This window comes from Hymenobacter sp. YIM 151858-1, from assembly GCF_025979705.1.
Lineage (GTDB): Bacteria > Bacteroidota > Bacteroidia > Cytophagales > Hymenobacteraceae > Solirubrum.
In genome coordinates, this window is sequence record NZ_CP110136.1 from 2560052 (window position 1) to 2582718 (window position 22667).

At 58.8% G+C, this 22667-nt stretch carries 25 protein-coding genes; 21 read left to right on the plus strand and 4 right to left on the minus strand.

Translation table 11 applies throughout. The features are described 5' to 3' along the window. Positions 1–162 precede the first annotated feature (162 nt). Positions 163–837, minus strand: coding sequence for a carboxypeptidase-like regulatory domain-containing protein (locus OIS50_RS11390; protein WP_264690767.1), 675 nt, complete (start codon positions 835–837; stop codon positions 163–165). Between the two features lie 114 nt (positions 838–951). Here OIS50_RS11390 and OIS50_RS11395 point away from each other — a divergent pair, with 114 nt between their 5' ends. The 17 genes from OIS50_RS11395 (at position 952) to OIS50_RS11475 (ending at position 14425) form a co-directional block, all read left to right on the plus strand. Next, positions 952–1347 carry an ArsR/SmtB family transcription factor gene (locus OIS50_RS11395; RefSeq protein ID WP_264690768.1) on the plus strand — a complete coding sequence of 132 codons (396 nt, stop codon included), beginning with the start codon at positions 952–954 and terminating at the stop codon, positions 1345–1347. A 45-nt stretch (positions 1348–1392) separates the two neighbouring features. Beyond that, a complete protein-coding gene (locus OIS50_RS11400; protein ID WP_264690769.1) occupies positions 1393–1713 on the plus strand; it encodes a (2Fe-2S) ferredoxin domain-containing protein in 321 nt (106 codons plus the stop codon). 66 nt (positions 1714–1779) lie between these two features. After that, positions 1780–2478 carry a YjjG family noncanonical pyrimidine nucleotidase gene (locus OIS50_RS11405; RefSeq protein WP_264690770.1) on the plus strand — a complete coding sequence of 233 codons (699 nt, stop codon included), beginning with the start codon at positions 1780–1782 and terminating at the stop codon, positions 2476–2478. A gap of 406 nt (positions 2479–2884) precedes the next feature. After that, the gene (gene pruA / locus OIS50_RS11410) at positions 2885–4555 is read left to right on the plus strand and encodes an L-glutamate gamma-semialdehyde dehydrogenase (protein WP_264690771.1); all 1671 of its coding nucleotides are present in this window, start codon (positions 2885–2887) and stop codon (positions 4553–4555) included. A 200-nt stretch (positions 4556–4755) separates the two neighbouring features. Then, positions 4756–5175: an NADH-quinone oxidoreductase subunit A gene (locus OIS50_RS11415; protein ID WP_264690772.1), complete on the plus strand. Its 420-nt coding sequence runs from the start codon at positions 4756–4758 to the stop codon at positions 5173–5175. Positions 5176–5262: 87 nt separating this feature from the next. Next, positions 5263–5820, plus strand: coding sequence for an NADH-quinone oxidoreductase subunit B (locus OIS50_RS11420; protein ID WP_264690773.1), 558 nt, complete (start codon positions 5263–5265; stop codon positions 5818–5820). Positions 5821–5910: 90 nt separating this feature from the next. Then, positions 5911–6480 (plus strand): NADH-quinone oxidoreductase subunit C, encoded by a 570-nt coding sequence (locus OIS50_RS11425; protein ID WP_264690774.1) that lies wholly within the window; start codon positions 5911–5913, stop codon positions 6478–6480. A 182-nt stretch (positions 6481–6662) separates the two neighbouring features. Next, positions 6663–7853, plus strand: coding sequence for an NADH-quinone oxidoreductase subunit D (locus OIS50_RS11430; protein ID WP_264694364.1), 1191 nt, complete (start codon positions 6663–6665; stop codon positions 7851–7853). A gap of 14 nt (positions 7854–7867) precedes the next feature. Further along, positions 7868–8170: a nucleotidyltransferase family protein gene (locus tag OIS50_RS11435; protein ID WP_264690775.1), complete on the plus strand. Its 303-nt coding sequence runs from the start codon at positions 7868–7870 to the stop codon at positions 8168–8170. Continuing rightward, positions 8154–8504 (plus strand): HepT-like ribonuclease domain-containing protein, encoded by a 351-nt coding sequence (locus OIS50_RS11440; protein ID WP_264690776.1) that lies wholly within the window; start codon positions 8154–8156, stop codon positions 8502–8504. Before OIS50_RS11435 ends, OIS50_RS11440 begins: the two co-directional genes overlap by 17 nt. Continuing rightward, positions 8501–9070: an NADH-quinone oxidoreductase subunit NuoE family protein gene (locus tag OIS50_RS11445; protein ID WP_264690777.1), complete on the plus strand. Its 570-nt coding sequence runs from the start codon at positions 8501–8503 to the stop codon at positions 9068–9070. Before OIS50_RS11440 ends, OIS50_RS11445 begins: the two co-directional genes overlap by 4 nt. A 21-nt stretch (positions 9071–9091) precedes the next feature. Next, the gene (gene nuoF / locus OIS50_RS11450) at positions 9092–10432 is read left to right on the plus strand and encodes an NADH-quinone oxidoreductase subunit NuoF (protein ID WP_264690778.1); all 1341 of its coding nucleotides are present in this window, start codon (positions 9092–9094) and stop codon (positions 10430–10432) included. Positions 10433–10480: 48 nt separating this feature from the next. Then, positions 10481–11488 (plus strand): NADH-quinone oxidoreductase subunit G, encoded by a 1008-nt coding sequence (locus OIS50_RS11455; protein WP_264690779.1) that lies wholly within the window; start codon positions 10481–10483, stop codon positions 11486–11488. A 91-nt stretch (positions 11489–11579) separates the two neighbouring features. Further along, positions 11580–12650, plus strand: coding sequence for an NADH-quinone oxidoreductase subunit NuoH (gene nuoH / locus OIS50_RS11460; RefSeq protein ID WP_264690780.1), 1071 nt, complete (start codon positions 11580–11582; stop codon positions 12648–12650). 57 nt (positions 12651–12707) lie between these two features. Beyond that, entirely contained in the window at positions 12708–13283 is a 576-nt protein-coding gene (locus OIS50_RS11465) for a NuoI/complex I 23 kDa subunit family protein (RefSeq protein ID WP_264690781.1), read from the plus strand. A 99-nt stretch (positions 13284–13382) separates the two neighbouring features. Continuing rightward, on the plus strand, positions 13383–13895 hold the full coding sequence (locus OIS50_RS11470; protein WP_264690782.1) for an NADH-quinone oxidoreductase subunit J family protein: 513 nt from the start codon (positions 13383–13385) through the stop codon (positions 13893–13895). Between the two features lie 2 nt (positions 13896–13897). Beyond that, positions 13898–14425: a YegJ family protein gene (locus tag OIS50_RS11475; protein ID WP_264690783.1), complete on the plus strand. Its 528-nt coding sequence runs from the start codon at positions 13898–13900 to the stop codon at positions 14423–14425. 42 nt (positions 14426–14467) lie between these two features. On the opposite strand, the gene OIS50_RS11480 is transcribed toward OIS50_RS11475, so the two are convergent. Together OIS50_RS11480 and OIS50_RS11485 are read right to left on the minus strand one after the other, a co-directional pair. Next, positions 14468–14851, minus strand: a complete 384-nt coding sequence (locus OIS50_RS11480) for a hypothetical protein (protein ID WP_264690784.1) — start codon at positions 14849–14851, stop codon at positions 14468–14470. Positions 14852–14864: 13 nt separating this feature from the next. Continuing rightward, on the minus strand, positions 14865–15467 hold the full coding sequence (locus OIS50_RS11485; protein ID WP_264690785.1) for an RNA polymerase sigma factor: 603 nt from the start codon (positions 15465–15467) through the stop codon (positions 14865–14867). A 371-nt stretch (positions 15468–15838) separates the two neighbouring features. Here OIS50_RS11485 and nuoK point away from each other — a divergent pair, with 371 nt between their 5' ends. From nuoK to OIS50_RS11505, 4 genes are all read left to right on the plus strand, one after another. After that, entirely contained in the window at positions 15839–16171 is a 333-nt protein-coding gene (gene nuoK, locus OIS50_RS11490) for an NADH-quinone oxidoreductase subunit NuoK (protein WP_264690787.1), read from the plus strand. Positions 16172–16259: 88 nt separating this feature from the next. Then, the gene (gene nuoL, locus OIS50_RS11495) at positions 16260–18197 is read left to right on the plus strand and encodes an NADH-quinone oxidoreductase subunit L (RefSeq protein ID WP_264690788.1); all 1938 of its coding nucleotides are present in this window, start codon (positions 16260–16262) and stop codon (positions 18195–18197) included. Positions 18198–18237: 40 nt separating this feature from the next. After that, positions 18238–19704 (plus strand): complex I subunit 4 family protein, encoded by a 1467-nt coding sequence (locus tag OIS50_RS11500; protein WP_264690789.1) that lies wholly within the window; start codon positions 18238–18240, stop codon positions 19702–19704. A 12-nt stretch (positions 19705–19716) separates the two neighbouring features. Continuing rightward, positions 19717–21150 carry an NADH-quinone oxidoreductase subunit N gene (locus OIS50_RS11505; RefSeq protein ID WP_264690790.1) on the plus strand — a complete coding sequence of 478 codons (1434 nt, stop codon included), beginning with the start codon at positions 19717–19719 and terminating at the stop codon, positions 21148–21150. 76 nt (positions 21151–21226) lie between these two features. Here OIS50_RS11505 and OIS50_RS11510 read toward each other — a convergent pair whose 3' ends face one another. Then, positions 21227–22549, minus strand: a complete 1323-nt coding sequence (locus tag OIS50_RS11510; RefSeq protein WP_264690791.1) for an OmpA family protein — start codon at positions 22547–22549, stop codon at positions 21227–21229. Positions 22550–22667 lie beyond the last annotated feature (118 nt).

Sequence of the window (22667 nt, forward strand, 5' to 3'; positions counted from 1 at the left end):
CGCGTGTAGCGCGGAACGGATTTCCGCACTACAAGCCCTAGGTACCGGAAACGCAGCGGGGCCGCCGAACTCAGGTTCGGCGGCCCCGCAATCGTTGCTGACGGCTGGCTCTCCTTCTGCGCGATGGTGCGCCTAGAGCGAAGTAAGGGCCGAAAAGCGAGGCTAATCCTTCTTCTTAAACTCGCCGTTTTTAATCTGATTAATCAGTTGCAGCCAGCTGAACGGGTTGAGCAGCGGGTTGTTGGTGTAGGGGTTGGGAGCCGTGCCCATGCGCCGCTGCTGATCGAGCTGCTGCATTTGCATGGTTTGGCGGTAATTGGCCATGCTGGTTACGGGCGCGTTCTGGAAGATGCGGCGCAGTATGTCCTCGTTCAGGTTTTCGGCGGTGCGGCTGCCGCGCTCTTTGGGCAGCTTCAGGGCCAGGAAAGCGCGCTTGAAATCCTTTTCGGTCACGTACGGAAACACGCGCACCTCGGGCAGCACGGTGGCGTCTTCCTTCAGCTGCACAATCACGGAGTAGCTCTGCCGCGGGTAATCGGGCGGTATGACCACGTACTGGTTGCGGTAGCCCAGGGAGCGAATCACGATGCTGTCGCCGGCCAGCACGGGTATCGAAAAATAGCCGTAGGCGTTGGTGGCCGTACCGCGGCCGGCTTTGGGCACAAACACCGTAGCGCCGGGCACACCCAGCAGCGAGTCGCCGGTGGCTACGATGCCGGTAAACTGCACTACCTGCCGGTGCCCTTGTGCTTGCGCATGGCGGGGCAGCGTAAAGGCAGCTACCAGCACGAGCAGCAAGCACACTAGCAGATGATTGAATCGGGCAATGGTGGGCATGAGGGCAATTTGCAGATAAACAAAGATACGGCTCTTTCGCGGGGCGTGGGGCGACGCAGACTTACCTTTGAGGGGCAGGCCAACCGCCACTATAACCCCCACGCTTGGCAAAAGATGCGTCTCAAACACTTTTCCGTTGCATTCGGGCTTAGCTTATATAAAGCCATGGGCGACGAATCGCGGGTGCGCATCCTGCATTTGCTCTGGCGCAACCAGGAAATGTGCATTTCCGACCTCGAGCAAGTGCTTGATTTCACCCAAACAAAAACCTCCAGGCAATTATCCTACCTGAAAAATGCGGGCTTGGTGAATTTTCGGCGGCTCGACAATTGGATATTCTACTTCATCAAAGACGAAGTAGTGGACCTGCTGCAGCAGCAGCTCAGCTACATGGAGCGCGACCCGCAACTGGTGAAAGACCAGAAGACCTACGACACGCTTTGGTCAAATCGGGAGTTGGCTGCGTATAAGCTGCAAAACCGTTACTGGACGGGCGCCTCGCGCACCTAGGCTGTGGGGCGCACCAACGAGCACCGCAACGGACTATGCCGCCCCATGAAATACCAGCATCACCTCTTCGTTTGCACCAACCAAAAAAGCGGCGTCGGCTCCGACGTGGCCAAGGCTATCAAGAAGGAGCTTAAAAAGCAGGACCTCAAAAGCCTGTTGGTAGAGGGCCAAAAGCGTAAAAACCGGGTGCAAACCGTGGGCTGCCTCGATGTGTGCAAACAGTGCAAAAAGGGCAACGGCGCAGCTTTGGTGGTGTACCCCGAGGGCGTGTGGTACGGCAACGTGCACCCACGCGATGCCGCCGATATTGTGCACCAGCACCTGGGCGAAGGACAGGCCGTGGGCCGGCTCCTCATCGAAAAATAACCGCCTAGGTCGCATTCATTTCTTTTGGAGCATTGTTCTTTGCTCATTCATCAGTTGCCGCTTCTCGTGAAATCTTACCGCCATTTATTCTTCGACCTTGATCATACGCTGTGGGATTTTGAGCGCAACGCCGATGAAACCCTACGCCACCTCTACGAGCAGCACAACCTAGGGCGCTTTGGCAACTTCACGGTCGAGGAGTTCATCAGCCGCTACAGCGAGGTAAACCACGGCCTGTGGCGCCTCTACCAAGCCAATAAGATTTCGCAGCAGCAGCTGCGCAGCGTGCGGTTTGTGCGCACGTTGGCCAAGTTCGACGTGCCCGAAGAAGCGGTGCCTGCTACCATCAGCAGCGACTTTACCGACCTGCTGCCGCAGAAATCGGCCGTGTTTCCGTACTGCTACGAGGTGCTTGACTACCTGCGCGGCCGCGGTTACGAGCTGCACCTCATCACCAACGGCTTCCGGGATGTGCAGTACGTTAAGCTGGCCTCCTCCAATCTCACCGATTACTTCCAGGAAATCGTCACCTCGGAGTGCAGCGGCTGCCTTAAGCCCGACCGCCGCATTTTCGAGCACGCTTTGGAGCGCAGCGGCGCCAAAGCGCCCGAGTCGCTGATGGTTGGCGACAACCTGGAGTGCGACGTCCTGGGTGCCTACAACGCCGGCATCGATCAGGTGTACTTTAACCCCGAGAAGCGGCGCCACTCGGCCGAGGTGACGTACGAAATCAGCTGCCTGAGCGAGCTGAAAGCAATTTTGTAGCGCCGTTCCCTAAGCTGTCATTGCGAGGACGAAGGCCGAAGCAATCGGTCCTGGGCAGGGTACAACCTTTCACCTAGCACCAAGCGAAAACGACCTAGGCGAGCAGCCCGCAGCAGCGCGGCCGTTGTCTACGCTGACCTGCGGTTGTGCGTCCTCCGGTAGCATTCCTGATCGTTGGGCGTAATAAATGCTAGTATCTGCGGAGGCCTGCGACTACCGCAAGAAGACGCAGCGAAAACCCGCCCTAGGTGCATTTCGCTTAGTGCTGGGTGAAAGGTCGTGCCCAGTCCAGGACCGATTGCTTCGCTATGCTCGCAATGACAGCCGGTGCTACCGCTTCTGCCTATTCGTTCTACCTTTGCCCGCACATTCCAGACACCCCATCGCCAACAGATATTCCCACGCTATGGCCAACGGCTTTTTCAACGTACCTGCTCCCAAAAACGAACCTGTAAAAGGCTACGCTCCCGGCTCGCCCGAGCGCGCCGAGCTGCAAGCCATGCTAAAGGCGCTCAAGAAGCAGGAGCGCGATATTCCGATGTACATTGGCGGCCAGGAAGTGCGCACGGGCAACACCCAGCGCATTGCCCCGCCCCACGATCATCAGCACACCCTAGGTCATTTTCACGCCGGCACGGCCGAGCACGTGCAGCAGGCCATTGACGCGGCCCTGGCTGCCCGCCCCATGTGGGCCGAGCTGCCCTGGCAAGAGCGCGCTGCCATCTTCCTGAAAGCCGCTGAGCTGCTGGCTGGCCCCTACCGCGCCCGCCTGAACGCCGCCACCATGCTGGGCCAGAGCAAGAACGCGTTCCAGGCTGAAATCGACTCGGCTTGCGAGCTGATCGACTTCTTCCGGTTCAACGTGCACTTCATGCAGCAGATTTACCAGCAGCAGCCCGAGTCGGCGCCTGGTATGTGGAACCGCCTGGAGCACCGCCCGCTCGAAGGCTTCCTGTTCGCCCTCACGCCGTTCAACTTTACCTCGATTGCCGGCAACCTGCCCACGGCCCCGGCCATGATGGGCAACGTGGTGGTGTGGAAGCCCGCCAACACGCAGATTTACTCGGCGCAGGTGCTGATGGAGCTGTTCCAGGAAGCGGGCGTTCCGGCCGGCGTTATCAACCTGGTGTATGTCGATGGCCCCACGGCTGGCGACGTCATCTTCAACCACCGCGACTTCGCCGGCATCCACTTCACCGGCTCGACGGGTGTTTTCAACAACATCTGGAAAACCATCGGGCAGAACGTGGGCAAGTACCGCTCGTACCCCCGCGTGGTGGGCGAAACCGGCGGCAAAGACTTTATCATTGCCCACGAGTCGGCGCACCCGCGCCAGGTAGCTACGGCCATTACCCGCGGCGCTTTCGAGTTCCAAGGCCAGAAGTGCTCGGCGGCTTCGCGCGCTTACATCCCCAGCAACATGTGGGATGAAGTGCGTGGCTACGTTATCGAAGATCTGAAGTCGCTCAAGATGGGCGACGTGCAGGACTTCTCGAACTTCATCAACGCCGTTATCGACGAGAAATCGTTCGATAAGCTGGCCAAGTACATCGACAACGCCAAGCAGGACGAAGGCGTCGAAATCATTGCCGGCGGCAACTACGACAAGTCAAAGGGCTACTTCATCGAGCCCACCATCATCGTAGCCAAAGACCCGATGTACGTGACGATGTGCGACGAGCTGTTTGGCCCCGTGCTGACGCTGCACGTGTACGATTCGCAGCAGTTCGAAAAGGCATTGAAACTGGTAGATAACACCTCGCCCTACGCCCTCACCGGCGCCATCTTCGCCCAAGACCGCTACGCCATCGACTTGGCTACGCGCAAGCTGGTGCACGCGGCCGGCAACTTCTACATCAACGACAAACCCACCGGCGCCGTGGTCGGCCAGCAGCCCTTCGGCGGCGCCCGCGCCTCCGGCACCAACGACAAAGCCGGTTCTATCCTGAACCTGCTGCGCTGGGTGTCGCCGCGCACCATCAAGGAGACCTTCGTGCCACCCGTTGATTACCGCTACCCGTTCCTGGGTGTCGACAACCACGAAGACCTGAACGTTACCGGCAAAGGAGGTTTTTAATCCTCTTTAGGCAGGCAAAAAAGCCGTTCTGCGACAAACAGGGCGGCTTTTTTGTTTACTGGCATTGGAGGTTAAGTTGCGTTTTTAATTTTAGAACAATTCTAAGCTAAAGGCGCCAAAGATCAACTCTGCAGCTCATCGGCATCTATGGTCTTTGATTCGTTGTAACCCCCCGGTTTTCATCCTACCTTTGCCCCCCAATGCCATTTCCTCAACAGCAACTACCTGTTTCCATGCTGTTAGCTACCACTGCTGCGTACCAACCGGCCGATTACGTGCCGATTCTGATTCAACTAGGCCTCGCACTGGCCTTTGTGGCGTTTTCGATGATTGCCTCGCACCTCATCGGGCCCAAGCGTCATTCCAAAGTGAAGGATGCCTCCTTCGAGTGCGGCATCGAGTCGGTGGGCAACGCCCGTACGCCTATCTCGGTGAAATACTTCCTGACGGCTATCCTCTTCGTGCTCTTCGACGTGGAAGTCATCTTCATGTACCCGTGGGCAGTCAACTTCCGCGAGCTGGGCCTTGCCGGCTTCGTCACGATGCTGCTGTTCATGACATTGCTGCTTGCCGGCTTCTTCTACATCATCAAGAAGGGCATTCTCAAGTGGCAGCAGTAAGCCGTGCCTAGGTAAACCTTTGTATCCGGGCTGGTGTTCGGATGATGAGGTTGCCGCCACAGCTTACACCTAATCAGACTTTTCGCCATGAGTGATAACCGTGTTCCTGAAATTAAGACGGTAGCCGCCCCCGATGGCATCGAGGGCGCCGGCTTTTTTGCTACCTCGCTCGAGAAAGTAGTGGGCATCGCCCGCGCCAACTCGTTGTGGCCCCTACCCTTTGCTACCTCGTGCTGCGGCATCGAGTTCATGGCAACCATGGGCTCGCACTACGATATTTCGCGCTTCGGCTCGGAACGTCCGTCGTTCTCGCCGCGCCAGGCCGACCTGCTGATGGTAATGGGCACCATTGCCAAGAAGATGGCCCCCATCGTGAAGCAAGTGTACGAGCAAATGGCCGAGCCCCGCTGGGTACTGGCCATGGGCGCCTGCGCTTCGTCGGGCGGTATTTTCGACAGCTACTCGGTGCTGCAAGGTATCGACCGCATCATTCCGGTTGACGTGTACGTGCCCGGCTGCCCGCCCCGCCCCGAGCAGGTGCTGGAAGGCCTGATGCGCGTGCAGGAACTGGCCAAAAACGAGTCGCTCCGCCGCCGCAACTCGCCGGAGTACCAGGCCCTGCTGGCGTCTTACAACATTAAGTAGCTAGGAGCTGGGAGCCAGGAGTTAGCATGGTCGTTCATCCCGCCAGTTCTGCTCCTAGCTCCTAGCTTCTAACTCCTAGCTTCTCAGAGAATGAACCAACTCAATACCTCGCCGGCCGCCCAGCAAAAAGCTGCCGACTACGTTAAGGCCCACGCTGCCATCAGCAACGAGCAAATCTTGGCTCGCCTGCAGGAGCTTTTTGGCGCCGACACGTTCTCGGATGTGGAAGAGCCCTATGGCATGCTTACCGCTACGGTATCGCGCGAACGGATTCACGAAATCATCGACGTGCTGCACGGCGAGGAGCAGCTGCAGCTCAACTTCCTGACGACCATGTGCGGCATGCACTGGCCCGACAAAGTTGGCCAGGAGCTTGGCGTGGTGTACCAGCTGCACAGCTTGGTGAATAACATCCGGCTACGCTTAAAAATTTTCTTCCCCATTCAGGACCCGGTGGTACCCACCCTCACGGATGTGTACGCCACTGCCAACTGGATGGAGCGCGAAGCCTACGATTTCTACGGCATCATCTTCACGGGCCACCCCAATCTTATCCGCATTCTGAATGTGGAGGACATGGACTACCACCCGCTGCGCAAGGAGTACCCGCTCGAAGACGGCACCCGCGAAGACAAAACCGACCTTTTCTTCGGCCGATAAGCCGAGGAGTAGCGAGTACTTTGTACTGGGTATTAAGGCGGTGCTGCGGCCCGCTTCTTACTCACCACGACCTACTCAATACTCAGTACTTTATACTCAGTACTAAGTAAATGGCAACGAACGACGCACTCGAAGCGACCCGTCCCATACATCACGAAGCTGCCCAACAGCAGCGCGGCGTGATGGTCCAGAAAACCGAAGACTTCGGCCAGGACCTTACCACGCTGAACCTAGGCCCCACGCACCCGGCCACGCACGGCATCTTCCAGAACATCCTGCAAATGGATGGCGAGAAGATCGTGTCGGGCGTGCCGACGATTGGCTATATCCACCGGGCATTCGAAAAGATTGCCGAGCGGCGCCCCTTCTATCAGATTACGCCGCTGACGGACCGGATGAACTATTGCTCCAGCCCCATCAACAACATGGGCTGGCACATGACGGTGGAAAAGCTGCTGGGCATTGAGGTGCCTAAGCGCGCCCAGTACATGCGCGTAATCATGATGGAGCTGGCGCGTATCGCCGACCACCTCATTTGCAACGGCATCTTGGGCGTAGATACCGGTGCATTCTCGGGCTTCCTCTACCTGTTCGAGGAGCGCGAAAAGATTTACGAAATCTACGAGGAGGTGTGCGGCTCGCGCCTCACTACCAACATGGGCCGCGTGGGCGGCATGGAGCGCGACTTCTCGGAAGTGGCCATCCTGAAGCTGCGCAAGTGGATGAAGGAGTTCCCGACCGTAATGAAGGAATTCCAGAACCTGTTCGACCGCAACCGCATCTTCATGGACCGCACCATCAACGTGGGTCCGATTTCGGCGGAGCGTGCTCTGAACTACGGCTTCACCGGCCCGAACCTGCGTGCGGCCGGCGTCGATTACGACGTGCGGGTGATGAACCCCTACTCGTCGTACGAAGACTTCGAGTTCGAAATTCCGGTGGGCACCAACGGCGACACCTACGACCGTTACCTCATCCGTAACGAGGAAATCTGGCAGAGCTACCGCATCATCGAGCAGGCGTTGGCCAAGCTCCCCGATGGCCCCTACCACGCCGATGCGCCGCATTACTACCTGCCGCCCAAAACGGAGGTGTACCGCAACATGGAGGCCCTGATTTACCACTTCAAGATCATCATGGGCGAAATCGACGCTCCGGTGGGTGAAGTGTATCACTCCGTGGAAGGCGGCAACGGCGAACTGGGCTTTTACCTGGTGTCGGACGGTGGGCGCACCCCGTACCGCCTGCACTTCCGCCGGCCCTGCTACATCTACTACCAGGCTTACCCCGAAATGGTGGTAGGCTCGACTCTCTCCGACGCCATTATTACCCTGAGCTCCATGAACGTCATTGCTGGCGAACTGGACGCTTAATCTGCCCGAAACCGATGCACCTCACCGAGCAGGAAATCCAGAAAATCAGGGAGTTCTTCCGCACTCAGCCCGTGCGCAAGGCTTACCTGTTTGGCTCGTATGCCCGCGGTGAGGCCGACGAAAAAAGCGACGTAGATTTGCTGGTCGAAATCGACTACGACCGGCTGGTAAGTGCCCTCGACGTGTTCTTGTGGCACGAGTATCTGGCCGAAATCCTAGGTAAGAAAGTAGATGTGGTAACGGGTGCCAAGCCTGGCAGCCGTTTCCGCAATAACATCGCGTCCGATCTGCATCCTATCTATGAGCAAGCTGCCTAACGATAGACTCCGTCTGGAGCATATGCTGGCAGCCGCTGAACAGGCCCTAGGGGCTTACGAGGCGTTGCCCGGACACCGGCTGCCCGATGGTGACTACCGCTTTTTCGCTTTTGTGAAGCTGGTAGAGATTATCGGCGAAGCGGCCAGCAAGCTTACCCCGGAGCTGCGTCAGCGGCATCCGGGCATCGAGTGGAAGCGCATCATCGGTATGCGTCATATTTTGGTTCACGACTACGACAATATCGACGAGGCGCTGCTGTGGCGCGTCGTTCAGCAGGAACTGCCCACGTTACGCAGGCACCTGCAAGAAATACTAGCCACGTCTGCGGCATGAATACTCCCGAAACAACTGCTCAGAAACCGCAATTTTCCCCGGCCGCCCAGGCTGAAATTGCTCGTCTGCTGACTCATTACCCCGCCGAACGCAAAAAGTCGGCCCTGCTGCCGCTGCTGCACATTGCGCAGGCCGAGTTTGGCGGCTGGGTAAGCCCCGAGGTACAAGACCTAGTGGCCGAAACCCTAGGTCTGAAGCCCATCGAGGTTTACGAGGTTTCCTCGTTTTACACGATGTTCAACCTGAAGCCGGTAGGCAAGCACGTGCTGGAAATTTGTCGCACGGGCCCCTGCATGCTGCGCGGCTCCGACGAGCTGACGGCCAACCTGGAGCGCATCACCGGCGCCAAAGTCGGTGAAACCTCGCCCGATGGCCTGTTCACCCTGAAAGAAGTGGAATGCCTGGCCGCTTGTGGCACTGCCCCCATCGTGCAGGTGCGCGAGAAGTACTACGAGCAGCTCGATACGCCCGAAGCCGTTGACGCCATGCTCAACGAGTTACGCAACATGGTGCACCGCCCCCTGCTCCCGTGGGAGCAAACCGGCCTGCAGCACACGCAACAATAACCCTCCGAAGCAACTACCGTCATGGGCCGCAAGCTACTGACCGAATATATTAACGTCCCGGGCATCGACACCTTCGAGGTATACCGCCAACACGGCGGCTACCGCTCGGTGGAGAAGGCGCTGAAGACGATGACGCCCGACGAGGTGGTGGAAGAAGTGAAGAAGTCGGGCCTGCGTGGCCGCGGCGGCGCTGGCTTCCCCACGGGCATGAAGTGGAGCTTCCTGGCTAAGCCAGAAGGGGTTCCGCGCCACTTGGTGTGCAACGCCGACGAATCGGAGCCCGGTACCTTTAAGGACCGCCACCTGATGTCGCGCCTGCCGCACTTGCTCATCGAGGGCATGATTACGAGCTCGTACGCCCTAGGTGCGAACACCTCGTACATCTACATTCGCGGCGAGCTGTTGTACGTGCTGCGCATTCTGGAGAAAGCCATTGCCGAGGCCTACGCCAACGGCTTCCTAGGTAAGAACATCCTAGGCTCGGGCTACGACCTCGACTTGCACGTGCACCCCGGCGGCGGCGCCTACATCTGCGGCGAAGAAACCGCTTTGCTCGAGTCGCTGGAAGGCAAGCGTGGCAACCCGCGCAACAAGCCGCCATTCCCGGCTGTGCAGGGCCTCTACGCCCGCCCCACGGTGGTAAACAACGTGGAGTCGATTGCGGCCGTGGTGCCCATCATCAACGATGGTGGCGACGAGTACGCCAAGCTGGGCGTTGGCAAGAGCACCGGCACCAAGCTGATTTCGGCTTGTGGCCACTTGAACAAGCCGGGCATCTACGAAATTGAGCTCGGCGTGCCCGTGGAGGAATTTATCTACTCCGACGAGTACTGCGGCGGCATCTGGAAAGGGCGTGACCTAAAGGCTGTAGTGGCCGGCGGCTCGTCGGTGCCGATTCTGCCCAAAGAGCTGATTCTGAAGACTGCAGCCGGTGAAAACCGTCTGATGACTTATGAGTCGCTTTCGGACGGTGGTTTCGTAACGGGCACCATGCTCGGCTCGGGTGGCTTCATTGCCATGGACGAGACGACCTGCATCGTGCGCAACACCTGGAACTTTTCGCGCTTCTACCACCACGAGTCGTGCGGGCAATGCTCGCCGTGCCGCGAGGGTACGGGCTGGCTGGAAAAGGTGCTGCACCGCCTCGAGCACGGCCACGGCAACATGCACGACATCGACCTGATCGTGAGCGTGGCTAAGCAGATCGAGGGCAATACCATTTGCCCCCTAGGTGAAGCTGCGGCTTGGCCGGTTGCAGCAGCAGTGCGCCACTTCCGCCACGAGTTCGAGTGGCACGTGACGCACCGCGAAGAGGCTGCTCGCCCCGGCGCCGTGTACCCCGGCAAAGCCGTACTGGTTTAACTTTCCTTTTGAACTGACTTTTCGCTCCCTACCTAGGGAGTTCTGAAAATGGCTAAAATAACCTTCGACGGCATCGAGATAGAAGTACCAGACGGTACCACTATCATGAATGCAGCCCGCAAAATCGGGGGCGACATTGTGCCGCCGGCTATGTGCTACTACACCCCGCTGAAAGGCACGGGCGGCAAATGCCGCGCCTGCCTGGTGAAGGTGACGGCCGGCTCGGCCAAGGACCCGCGCCCCATGCCCAAGCTGGTGCCTTCGTGCATCACGACGGTGCAAGACGGCATGGTGGTGGAAAACACCACCAACCAGCAGGTGCTCGACGTGCGCAAGGGCATTGTGGAAATGCTGCTGATTAACCACCCGCTCGATTGCCCCGTGTGCGACCAGGCCGGTGAGTGCGACCTGCAGAACTTTGCCTTTGAGCACGGCATGGCCACCACCCGCTACGAGGAGGAGCGCCGCACGTTCGAGAAAATCGACATCGGCCCTTACATCCAGCTGCACATGACGCGTTGCATCCTGTGCTACCGCTGTGTGTACACGGCCGATCAGCTGACCGAGCAGCGCGTGCACGGTGTCCTGGGACGGGGCGACGCGGCCGAAATCGGCACGTACATCGACAACATCATCGACCAGGAGTTCTCCGGCAACGTGATTGACGTGTGCCCGGTAGGCGCCCTGACCGACAAGACCTTCCGCTTCAAGCAGCGTGTGTGGTTTACCAAGCCGGTGAATGCCCACCGCAACTGCGAAAACCCGAAGTGCTCGGGCAACGTGGTGCTGTGGTACAAAGGCAAAGACGTACTGCGCGTAACCGCTCGCAAAGACGAGTACGGCGAGGTGAAGGAGTGGATTTGCAACACCTGCCGCTTCGAGAAGAAAGAAACCAGCGACTGGACGATTGAGGGCCCGACCCACATCGACCGTTCGTCGGTTATCTCGGCCAACCACTACGAGCTGCCGGTGGTGAACCCGCAAGTCATTGCCGACATGCCGGAAAGCACTATTCGTGACCTGGAACAGAACCCGCCTCTGAAATTAGGCAGATAAGTAGTTGTCAGTTGTCCGTTGCGAGTTGTCAGGCCTAGGTCTGATGAATGCGCAACGGACTGACAACAGACAACTTGCAACGGACAACTACATGGAAATTCCACTGCTGGCCTGGCAAGGCCTCGTAATTCTGGCGGTATTCGGCATTACGCTGCTGATTGCTACTTACTCTACCTACGCTGAGCGCGTGGTAGCGGCTTTCTTGCAAGACCGCGTAGGCCCCGACCGTGCTGGCCCCTACGGCTTGCTGCAGCCGCTGGCCGATGCCGTGAAGCTGTTCACGAAGGAGGAGTTCTTCCCGAGCGGCGCCAATCGTTGGCTGTTCGTGTTCGGCCCCTGCCTGGCTATGACCACGGCCCTGATGGCCTCGGCCGTTATTCCGTTTGGCAACACGCTGATCTTCGGCAACGGTACCGAAATCCGCTTGCAGGCCATTGAAGTGAACATCGGGATGCTGTACGTGTTCGGCGTGGTGTCGCTGGGTGTCTACGGCATCATGATTGGCGGCTGGGCCTCCAACAACAAGTTTTCGCTCCTAGGTGCTGTTCGTGCGGCTGCGCAAGCAGTTAGCTACGAGCTGGCCATGGGCATGGCCCTGATTGCCCTGCTGATGGTAACCGGTACGCTGAGCCTGCGCGAAATTGCGCTGCAGCAGTACAACGGCCTCTGGAACATTGTGTACCAGCCGCTCGGCTTTATCATCTTTATCGTGTGCGCCTTCGCCGAAACCAACCGCACGCCCTTCGACTTGCCGGAGTGCGAAACCGAGCTGGTAGGTGGTTACCACACCGAGTACTCCTCGATGAAGATGGGCCTGTACCTGTTTGCCGAGTACATCAACGTGTTTGTGGCTTCGGCCGTGATGAGCACTTTGTACTTCGGTGGTTTTAGCTTCCCCGGTGAGCACCTGCTCTACGACGTACTGCTGAAATCGCAGGGCGAGTTGTTCGCGCACAACACGGTTACCATCTTGGGCACCGTTACGCTGTTTGCGAAGATTTTCTTCTTCATCTTCTTCTTCATGTGGGTGCGCTGGACGCTGCCGCGCTTCCGCTACGACCAACTAATGCGCCTGGGCTGGACCATGCTGTTCCCCATTGCCATCCTGAACATTCTGCTGACCGGCGCTTTTATCCTGCTGAAGCCTTACCTCTTCGGCTAGCGCAGTAGTACGCCACCCGGCGCGCTACTTACCGATCAACTGCTACTGTCGATCAACATGCAACTGACCAATAGAAGAAAACACATCGAGAAGAAGCAGATGACGCTGATGGAGCGGGCCTACCTGCCTGCTGTTACCAAAGGCATGCTCATCACGCTCAAGCACTTCTTCTCGAAGAAGGCTACCATCCGTTACCCGGAGGAGCAGCGCCCCTTCTCGCCTACATTCCGCGGCTTGCACGTGCTTAAGCGCGACGAACAAGGCCGTGAGCGTTGCACTGCCTGCGGTTTGTGCGCTGTAGCCTGCCCGGCCGAAGCCATTACGATGGTAGCCGGCGAGCGGAAAAAAGGCGAAGAAAACCTGTACCGCGAGGAGAAGTACGCCGTCAGCTACGAAATCAACATGCTGCGCTGCATCTTCTGCGGCCTGTGCGAAGAGGCGTGCCCCAAAGCCGCCATTTACCTGCAGGCCGATAAGATGGCGCCGCCCCGCTTCGAGCGCGATGAGTTCATTTACGGCAAAGACCGCCTCGTGGAGCCCGTCGATCCGAATGCGCGCAGCAAGCGTGGCATTCAGCTCACGCCCGAGCAAGCCGAAGCCCTGGCCCGCCGCATGGCCGGCATCGAAGCCTAACAACCGCAGCCTGCCGCGCTAAGCCAAGCCGTCTTAGGTCAGCTTGGCTTGGTGGGGCATTTCATTTACCAAGTACCGAAGCCCGAGCTCCTCTCCCCCATGGGTACCTCCTTATTCTACTTCCTGACGTTTGTGGCGCTGCTGTCGGCCCTAGGTGTGGTGTTTGCCAAGAACCCCATTCACTCGGTGCTGTTCCTGATCCTGACGTTCTTCGCCATTTCGGGTCATTACCTCCTGTTGAACGCGCAGTTTCTGGCAGCCGTCAACATCATCGTGTACGCCGGTGCCATCATGGTACTGTTCCTGTTCGTGGTGATGTTCCTGAACCTCAACGCCGAAACGGAACCGAATAAGCCCGCGCTTGCCAAGATTACGGCTGCCATTGCCGGGGGCTTGCTGCTGTTCGTGCTTACTGCCGCGCTACGCAACGTAAATCCCGCTGGCGCCGACCTCGCCACCTTCGATTCGCAAATTGGCATGGTAAATCGCCTAGGTCTAGTGCTGTATCAGCAATACCTGCTGCCTTTTGAGTTGGCCTCGGTGCTGTTTCTAGTAGCTATGGTAGGCTCGGTAATGCTCGGCAAACGAGAGACTGGAGAGCGGAACTTCTAGAAATGAGCAAGCAAACATTGGTTCAGCCGCTGCCGAAGACACTCTTAGTCTTTGGGGCGGCTGCGTCGCTTTTAGCAGGTTGTGTCAGCCATGATAAGGAGAAGGGTTGGAACGCTGATTCCTTCATGTATAACGCCGAGCGTAATGACTTAGCGATGCTGGAGGCTCAACGAAAAAGCCGCGCTACCCTTGCGGAATTTATTACAGCGCTGAACAGCCAAGATTCGGCTAACTACAACTTCGCCGTGAAGTATGGCTTCGTTGACGGTAGCGAGAGGGAATACATGTGGATAGGTGATTTAACCGTGGAAGGTGACTCGCTTTATGGGAAAGTCGACAACGAGCCCGAATACATCCACAGCGTTGTAAGCGGCCAGCGCGTAAGCATTCACAAAGACTCTATCGCTGACTGGAACTACATCCGGAACAATAGGTTGATCGGCGGCTACTCAATCAAAGTAATCAGGGACCGGATGACGCCAGCAGAAAGAGTTGAGTTCGATAAATCGGTTGTTTGGAAATTTGACTAAAAACGGCAGCGGCGCCTGAAGATTCAGGCGCCGCTGCCGTTTTTAGTCAGCCTGTGCAGTTTGGCTAGGCCGAACTTCCGGCGCGGCCATTCGGGCCCAACCAGCGCTACAACGGCTCATTTTCTGGCGGAATTTCTCCCGCTCCGCCTCCGTCATGCCCTGCATGCGGGCTTCCATGTTCTGGCGCCAATGCGCTTGGGCGCGGGCTTTCCAGCCGCCGGCTGGGCCACCTCGGAAGCCGCCAAATAAGATTTTGCTCAGTACTAGCAGACCCAGGGCCTGAGCGAACGAGATAAAGGGTAGGCCAAATATGGCCGGCATCAGCCAGTTCCAGAGCGCCATTACGGCCAAGCTGGCCAACGACACGAACACGGCCACAAAGAGCAGAAAGCGTAGGCCGCGGAGCAGCCAAAAATTGCGGTTCATATCGGGGAGAGAGTTAGTCGAGAAACAAATCGGTGTAGAGCGCCTGCAGCTTGGTGCGCAGCTGCTGCACCGCGTAGTGCTTGCGCGAAATGAGGGTTTTCAGCGGCACGCCGGTTTCTTCCGACATCTGCCGGAAGGTTTTGCCGTCAAACTCGTGCCACACAAACACTTGGCGCTGGGGGGGCGGCAGCTCACCTAGGGCATCCAGAATGGCCTCCATGATGGTTTCGCGCGCCATGGCGGTTTCGGTGGAGTCGTCGGGCGCGGGCAGCACATCGGCGAGCAGCAAGGGCTCGTCGGAATCGGACGCAGCATGGTAGCCGGCTGCTTCTTCGAGCGAGGCGGGCTTGGGTCGGCGGTAGCGGTCGATGATTTTGTTGCGCGCCACCCGGAACAGCCACGCAGCCATTTGCTCTACCGGCTTCACCAGGCGGTAGCTCTGCACGAGTTCGTAGAAAACGTCCTGCAGCACGTCCTCGGCGTCGGCCTCGTCGGGGATGCGGCGGCGGATAAACGCGAGCAGCTTGCCGCGTTGCTCCCGCACGGCCTCTTGCACCCGGTCGTTTTGCTCGGTCATGGCCGCCGCGGTGGGTAGTATGGTCAGTGCCTGTTCCATTCTGATGGGGAAGACGCAGGCAGCGGAAAAATACTTTATCCGGAATAGAAAATTTGCCAGCCTGAACAGCGGTTTGCGCCTTACCGACACCCAGTGTAGCGCTGAGTGGTACTCGGCGCTGGCGCGGCACGCGCCCATGCGGAGCCACGCCGCTAGGGTCGGGGCCGCGCGGCCGCACGGTCATCTTTGCCGACCGCGCCGAGTACCACTCAGCGCTACACCCGGGCATTGGCAACGCACAAACTACTCCGGCCGTGGCTTTGCCGATCAAGTACTTTTCCGCGGGAGTTTTCCAATTTTCAGGATACCTTTGCCCGCTAATTCTGCCTACCGCTGAGGTAGAGCTTTTTTCTGCCGCTACCCCGTCCTGAATGGAACAGACGATACCGGAAGTCATCCGCACGATTCCGCTTCAGCACTACATATTTTTCGCCGCCGCCCTGTTCTCAATTGGGGTGCTGGGCGTGCTGAGCCGGCGTAATGCAATCATTATTTTCATGTGCGTGGAGTTGATGCTCAACGCCGTCAACGTACTGCTGGCCGCTTTTTCGGCCTACCGCGCCGACCCCAACGGGCAAGTATTTGTGTTTTTCATCATGGCCGTAGCCGCTGCCGAAGTAGCAGTGGGCCTGGGCATCATCGTGATGATTTACCGCAACATTCAGAACACCGACGTCAACCTGCTCGACCGGCTTAAATGGTGAATGAGCGGAGGAGTAAGGAGTAAGACGAGCACTTGCCTCGCCTACCGCTCTACTCATCTGCTCATTCAGTCATCTACTCATCTGACTTATGGCTGAACAAGCGCCCCTCGCCGTCTTTGCCGGCTCGCCGCTGCTCTACATTCTCATTCCGCTGCTGCCGTTTCTGGGTTTCCTGATCAACGGCTTGCTCAACCGCCGGCTTTCGGGCACGGTTGCAGGGCTTATCGGCAGCGCCACCGTTCTGGGCTCGTTCCTGATTTCGGTGTACCTGTTCACCACGTTCCAATACCCCTACGTGGTGCACTTGTTCGACTGGATTTCGGTCGGCTCGCTGAGTATCCCCTTTGCGTACCAAATCGACCAGCTCAGCCTGATTATGCTGCTGCTGGTTACGGGCGTGGGTTTCCTGATCCACGTGTACAGCATCGGGTACATGCACCACGATGAGAACGTGGGCAAGTTCTTCGCCTTCCTCAACCTCTTCGTGTTCTCGATGCTGGTGCTGGTAATGGGCGCCAACTTCGTAATTCTGTTTATCGGCTGGGAGGGCGTGGGCCTCTGCTCCTACCTGCTGATCGGCTTCTGGAACAAGAACACCAACTACAACAACGCCGCCAAGAAGGCCTTCATCATCAACCGTATCGGCGACCTAGGCTTCCTGCTGGGCATCTTCCTGATCTACTTCACCTTCGATTCGGTGCAGTACGGCGAGGTGTTCCAGAAGGCTTCGCAGATGCAGGTTGGCGCTGGCGTAGTTACGGCCATTACCCTGCTGCTTTTCGTGGGTGCCATGGGTAAGTCGGCACAGCTGCCGCTCTATACCTGGCTACCCGACGCCATGGCTGGCCCCACGCCGGTTTCGGCGCTTATCCACGCCGCCACCATGGTAACGGCCGGTATTTACATGGTGCTGCGCTCCAACGTGCTCTACACCCTGTCGCCCGACACGCTGGAAGTTGTGGCCTGGGTTGGTGCTATCACCGCCCTGTTTGCCGCCACCATCGGCGTGGCCCAAAACGACATCAAGAAGGTACTGGCGTACTCCACCGTTTCGCAGCTGGGCTACATGTTCCTGGCGCTGGGCGTAATGGGCTACAGCTCGTCGTTGTTCCACGTGCTCACGCACGCTTTCTTCAAGGCGCTGATGTTCCTAGGTGCCGGTTCGGTAATTCACGCCATGAGCAACGAGCAGGACATCCGCCGCATGGGCGGCCTGCGCAAAGCCCTGCCAATTACCTTCCTCACGTTCCTGATCGGCTGCCTGGCTATTTCGGGTATCCCGCCGTTCTCGGGCTTCTTCTCGAAAGATGAAATCCTGGCCCACGCCTACGAGCACAACAAAGTGCTGTGGGGCATTGGCCTGCTGACGGCGTTCCTGACGGCGTTTTATATGTTCCGCCTGCTGTTCCTCACCTTCTTCGGCGAGTTCCGCGGCACCGAGGAGCAGAAGCACCACCTGCACGAGTCGCCGGCCAGCATGACGCTGCCGCTGATTATCCTGGCCATTCTGGCCGCCGTGGGTGGCTTCATGAACGCGCCGTTGTTCCTGGGCCGTGGCTACTTGGCCGATTTCCTGGCGCCGCTGTTCAACTACTCGCGCCAGCTGAACCCCGAAGCTTTCGGGGCTGAAATCGACCACGCCACCGAGTACATGCTCATTGGCTTCTCGGTAGCTGCTGGCGTGTTGGGCATTCTGCTGGCCTACGTGCTGTACGTAGCCCGCCGCACCCGCCCGGCCGAAGAAAACCAGCCACGCGGCTTCTTCGAGAACTTGGTATACAACAAATACTACGTCGACGAGCTGTACAACGCCCTGTTCGTGCGCCCCTCCATGTTCCTCTCGCGCGGCCTACACGACGGCGTGGAGAAGCGCGTGGTGGATGGTGCCGTGAATGGCCTAGGTCGCACGGTAATGGGCGGCTCGCAGCTGCTGCGCAACCTGCAAACCGGCCGCGTCGAAACCTACCTGCTGCTGATGGTAATTGGCATTGTGGTGGTGCTGGCCCTGAATTTCATCCGACTGTAATCCATAGGCGGGCTACTCCGCATCCCCCGAAGTTCGCGTTATGCAAACTGCCCTTCTGCTTATTGTTCTCCTTTGGCCGGTAGCGGCTGCACTACTGCTGCACTTTGTGCGCGGTGGCGCTGCCCGTGCTTTGGCCTTTGGTGCTTCGTTGGTTGAGCTGGCTCTGGTCGTTTACATGACGGTCACGTTTCAGGTCAACTCCCAAACCCAGTTCGAAATCAACTACCCGTGGTTGGCTTCGGCAGGCATCAACTTCCATATCGGCGTTGATGGACTGAGCCTGTTGCTGGTGTTGCTCACGGCGTTTCTGGTGCCGCTGATTCTGCTGGCCTCGTTCCGCCACGACTACGACAACCCCTCGGTGTTCTACGCCCTGGTGCTGTTCATGCAAACCGGCCTGATCGGGGTGTTTGTGGCTCTGGATGCCTTCGTGTTCTACTTCTTCTGGGAAGTGGCCTTGATTCCGATTTACTTCCTCGCCGGCGTGTGGGGCGGCGAGCGGCGCGTGCAGGTTACGCTCAAGTTCTTCATCTACACCGTAGTAGGCTCGCTGCTGATGCTGGCCGGCTTCGTGTACTTGTACTACATGACGGGTGTTAACGGCGCGGTGCGCAGCTCCGACCTGGCCGCTTTCTACAACCTGCGCCTCTCGGCTGCCGAGCAATCGTGGGTGTTCCTGCTGGTGTTCTCGGCCTTCGCCGTGAAGATGCCCATCTTCCCGCTGCACTCGTGGCAGCCCGATACCTACGAGCAAAGCCCCACACCGGCCACCATGCTGCTGTCGGGCATTATGCTGAAAATGGGCATTTACGGCACCATGCGCTGGGTACTGCCCGTCGTGCCCCTAGGGGTTAGCCAGTGGAGCTGGCTGGTGATGATTCTGGCGGTAATCGGCATCATCTACGGTGCGCTTATCGCCATCCGTCAGCGCGACATGAAGCGCCTGATTGCCTTCTCGTCGCTTTCGCACGTGGGCCTGATGATTGCCGGCATGTTCTCGCTCACGGCCGTGGGCCTGCAGGGCACTGCGGTGCAAATGCTGGCGCACGGCGTGAACGTGGTCGGCATGTTTTTCATCGCCGATATCATCGAGCGCCGCACCGGCACTCGCCAGATTCCGGAGTTGGGCGGCCTCACGCGGGCTACCCCGCTGCTGTCGGTTACCTTCCTCGTTATTCTGCTCGGTACGGTTGCCCTGCCGCTCACCAACGGTTTCGTAGGCGAGTTTCTGCTGCTGATGGGCGTATACCAGTACAACCCCTGGCTGGGTGCCGTAGCTGGCCTCACCATCATCTTCGGGGCGGTGTACCTGCTGCGCATGTTCCAGCGCGTGATGCTCGGCCCCGACTCGTCGTTTTCGAGCGTTATCCGCGACCTAACCGGCGCTGAGCTGGCTGTGCTCGTGCCGCTTATCCTGATGGTGTTCTGGATCGGCTTGTTCCCCGGCACCTTCCTGCACATTTCGGAGCCCGCCGTGAACAAGCTGCTGGTGCTGATCAACCGCTAAGCCACCCGACTCATGCTCTCGATTATTCTGCTTTCTGTTACCGGGCTGGCCAACCTGTTCCTAGGTTTCCTGCGCTCCAACCGGGTGCTGCTGCCGGCTGTGCTGCTGGTGCTGGCGGTGGTATTTGCCGTAAACCTTTCGGGCGTTGACTCCACCGGGGCGCTGTCGTCCTGGAACGACTCGCCTTACTTCAACGGCATGCTCATCTTCGACCGTTACGCGCAAGTGTTTACGGCCGTGGTAGTACTCTCGACGCTGCTTTTGCTACCGTTTTCGCAGCAGTACGTGCGCGAAGGCAACCCTAACCTGGCCGAGTACTACAGCCTGATGCTGTTTTCGCTGGTGGGCGCCATCATGATGGTGAGCTACAACCACTTGCTCATCCTCTTCCTGGGCATTGAAACGCTCAGCATTGCCATGTACGTGCTGGCCGGCTCCGACAAGAGCAACCTGCGCTCCAACGAAGCGGCCCTTAAGTACTTCCTGATGGGCTCGTTTGCCACGGGCATTCTGCTCTTCGGCATGGCTTTGCTTTACGGGGCTACGGGCACTTTTGCGCTGGATCAGCTGGGTGTGGCCGCTCGTGCGCTGCCCACCGCCGATCCGGCCCTGGCGCCTATGCTGTACATCGGTATCCTGCTGATGCTGATTGGCATTGGGTTTAAAATTTCAGCGGCTCCTTTCCACTTCTGGACGCCCGACGTGTACGAGGGTGCGCCTACCATCTTCACGGGCTTTATGAGCACCGTGGTGAAGACGGCCGGCATCGCGGGTTTCTTTAAACTACTACTCGTGGCCTTCGGCGACAACACCATGAGCATGTGGCTGCCCACGCTCACGGCCATGCTGGTGCTCACGCTGCTGATTGGCAACGTTGGTGCGGTGGCCCAAACCAGCGCCAAGCGTATGCTGGCGTACTCCAGCATTTCGCATGCCGGCTACCTGCTGCTGGCCCTGGTGGCGCTGCGCAGCAACGCTCTGTCGGCCAATGCCATCTTCTTTTACTCGCTGGCTTACTCGGTGGCTACGGTTGCAGCTTTCGCGGTGCTTAAGCTGGTACACGACCAGCGCGGCCGCGACGACTACGAGGGCCTGAACGGCTTGGCGCGCACCAACCCGCTACTGGCCTTCGCCATGACGGTTGCCATGCTGTCGTTAGCCGGTATTCCGCTCACGGGCGGCTTTTTCGGCAAGTTCTACCTGTTTGCGGCCGCCGCGCAGGAAGGCTACATCGGCCTGGTAATTTTTGCGGTGGTGATGTCGGCTATCGGCATCTACTACTACCTGCGCCCCATTATTGCCATGTACATGCGCCCGGCCCCCGAAGGCGCCGATGCAGCGGTGCCGGTTACCTTCTTTCAATCGGCGGTGCTGGTGCTGCTGGTAGCCATTACGGTGCTGCTCGGCGTAGCGCCCGGCATTTTGGAGAACGTTCTTAACGGCTAACGCACCGTTTTGCCAGCGTCAACAATGAAAAGGCAGCCTTTGCGGGCTGCCTTTTCTTATGCCTTTCAGCCCCAGGTTATTTCTGCGTGACGCGGATGCTGATGCGCCGGTTAAGCGCCCGGCCCACCGGGGTTTCGTTGCTGGCCACGGGGTACTTCTGGCCATAGCCCTTGGCCTCGATGCGGTTGGCGGGCACGCCTAGGTCGATGAGGGCAGCCATGGCTACGGTGGCCCGCTCTTCGCTCAGCCGCAGGTTTTGCAAAAAGGTACCCGTGGTATCGGTGTAGCCGCCAATCTTCACGCGGGAGCGAGGGAAGCTCTTCAGAATATCGGCCACGTTGCGCAGCTGCGCCATCGACTCGTCGGTGAGCGAGGCCTTGCGGGCATCGAAGTACACGCGGTCGAAGTTAATCCAGCCTTTGGTGCGGTTAACGGAATCGACCTGCACGTTGGCATCGACCAAAAAGCGGTACAGCCGGTTTTCGGTGGAGTTGGCGCCCACGGTGTAGGTGGTGCCGCCCGCCAGGGTTAGCTGCACCGGCTGGCCCGTGTCGTAGATGTAGTTTTCGGAAGCGGCATCGTAGCGGCCGCTTGCCGTAGTCGGGACTTCGTTGTCGGCCACCAGGTTTGCGGCCGAGCGAGCGGGCCTTGCCTCCTGGGCGGCTGGCTCGTCGGTGGCACCTAGGCCCGCCGTGTAAGCGTTGGCCGGCGGAAGGCTGGCAAGCGGTGCCGTGCGGTTTTGCCCCAGAAAAAAGCCGGTGAGCACGGCCAGCAGCACCAACAACGCCGGCCACAACCATTGCCGCTGCGGAATACCCTCGTGGGCCGCTACGGGCTCGTGCACGGGCGGCAGGGGGCGCCTGGGTTCGGGTGCGGTTTGGGTGGCGAGGCTGCTTTCCTTGTCGGCGATAAGCAAACCCGATACGCTGTTGCGCTGGGCATGCAGCCAGCGGCCCAGGGCCGGCGCATCGAGCGGCTGCCGGGTAGCGTACTCGCCCAACACCCCCAGCATCACGGGGGCCACAATACCCAGCAAGCGCTCCACGGCCGCGTGCCGAATGCCGGTTTCGTGCGCTATTTCGCCTACGCGCCGGTGGTTGTTTTCGGTTAGCAACGAGCGGATCAGTTGCTGCCCCCGGTGCGCGGGGCTGCTTTCGTTTTCGGCGGCCAGCACATCGGTCTGCACATCGGCCCGGTGGGCATCGTGGGCCATCGTCCAGATTACCTCGCTGCCACCCACTTGTTCCGCGAGCTTGATCAGGCTGCTCAGTACCAACGGAATTACTTTGGGTAAAGCTTTTCGAACGCCTGTTTCGCTTTCTCCCACCACTGTGCTCACCTGGCTAACGGCGGGTGCCGTGAAACAGGCCAAGACTTCCTCCAACACATTCTGCGACATGACCTAGGGGATAAGGGTTACACCATGAATAATAATACAATAATTTATCAACATATTAACATAGTTATCCACACTGTTTTGCCCTCGCACCAAATGAAAAAAGGCAGCCTTGCGGCTG

Bases quoted from the DNA above. Each gene is read 5' to 3' on its own strand.
- OIS50_RS11510 (WP_264690791.1), bottom strand. From the start codon at position 22,549: ATGTCGCAGAATGTGTTGGAGGAAGTCTTGGCCTGTTTCACGGCACCC.
- nuoL (WP_264690788.1), top strand. From the start codon at position 16,260: ATGGCTGAACAAGCGCCCCTCGCCGTCTTTGCCGGCTCGCCGCTGCTC.
- nuoK (WP_264690787.1), top strand. From the start codon at position 15,839: ATGGAACAGACGATACCGGAAGTCATCCGCACGATTCCGCTTCAGCAC.
- OIS50_RS11390 (WP_264690767.1), bottom strand. From the start codon at position 837: ATGCCCACCATTGCCCGATTCAATCATCTGCTAGTGTGCTTGCTGCTC.
- OIS50_RS11470 (WP_264690782.1), top strand. From the start codon at position 13,383: ATGGGTACCTCCTTATTCTACTTCCTGACGTTTGTGGCGCTGCTGTCG.
- OIS50_RS11480 (WP_264690784.1), bottom strand. From the start codon at position 14,851: ATGAACCGCAATTTTTGGCTGCTCCGCGGCCTACGCTTTCTGCTCTTT.
- OIS50_RS11445 (WP_264690777.1), top strand. From the start codon at position 8,501: ATGAATACTCCCGAAACAACTGCTCAGAAACCGCAATTTTCCCCGGCC.
- OIS50_RS11485 (WP_264690785.1), bottom strand. From the start codon at position 15,467: ATGGAACAGGCACTGACCATACTACCCACCGCGGCGGCCATGACCGAG.
- OIS50_RS11395 (WP_264690768.1), top strand. From the start codon at position 952: ATGCGTCTCAAACACTTTTCCGTTGCATTCGGGCTTAGCTTATATAAA.
- OIS50_RS11500 (WP_264690789.1), top strand. From the start codon at position 18,238: ATGCAAACTGCCCTTCTGCTTATTGTTCTCCTTTGGCCGGTAGCGGCT.
- nuoH (WP_264690780.1), top strand. From the start codon at position 11,580: ATGGAAATTCCACTGCTGGCCTGGCAAGGCCTCGTAATTCTGGCGGTA.
- OIS50_RS11440 (WP_264690776.1), top strand. From the start codon at position 8,154: ATGAGCAAGCTGCCTAACGATAGACTCCGTCTGGAGCATATGCTGGCA.
- OIS50_RS11415 (WP_264690772.1), top strand. From the start codon at position 4,756: ATGCCATTTCCTCAACAGCAACTACCTGTTTCCATGCTGTTAGCTACC.
- OIS50_RS11400 (WP_264690769.1), top strand. From the start codon at position 1,393: ATGAAATACCAGCATCACCTCTTCGTTTGCACCAACCAAAAAAGCGGC.
- OIS50_RS11475 (WP_264690783.1), top strand. From the start codon at position 13,898: ATGAGCAAGCAAACATTGGTTCAGCCGCTGCCGAAGACACTCTTAGTC.
- OIS50_RS11430 (WP_264694364.1), top strand. From the start codon at position 6,663: ATGGTCCAGAAAACCGAAGACTTCGGCCAGGACCTTACCACGCTGAAC.
- OIS50_RS11455 (WP_264690779.1), top strand. From the start codon at position 10,481: ATGGCTAAAATAACCTTCGACGGCATCGAGATAGAAGTACCAGACGGT.
- OIS50_RS11465 (WP_264690781.1), top strand. From the start codon at position 12,708: ATGCAACTGACCAATAGAAGAAAACACATCGAGAAGAAGCAGATGACG.
- OIS50_RS11505 (WP_264690790.1), top strand. From the start codon at position 19,717: ATGCTCTCGATTATTCTGCTTTCTGTTACCGGGCTGGCCAACCTGTTC.
- OIS50_RS11425 (WP_264690774.1), top strand. From the start codon at position 5,911: ATGAACCAACTCAATACCTCGCCGGCCGCCCAGCAAAAAGCTGCCGAC.
- OIS50_RS11420 (WP_264690773.1), top strand. From the start codon at position 5,263: ATGAGTGATAACCGTGTTCCTGAAATTAAGACGGTAGCCGCCCCCGAT.
- nuoF (WP_264690778.1), top strand. From the start codon at position 9,092: ATGGGCCGCAAGCTACTGACCGAATATATTAACGTCCCGGGCATCGAC.
- OIS50_RS11435 (WP_264690775.1), top strand. From the start codon at position 7,868: ATGCACCTCACCGAGCAGGAAATCCAGAAAATCAGGGAGTTCTTCCGC.
- pruA (WP_264690771.1), top strand. From the start codon at position 2,885: ATGGCCAACGGCTTTTTCAACGTACCTGCTCCCAAAAACGAACCTGTA.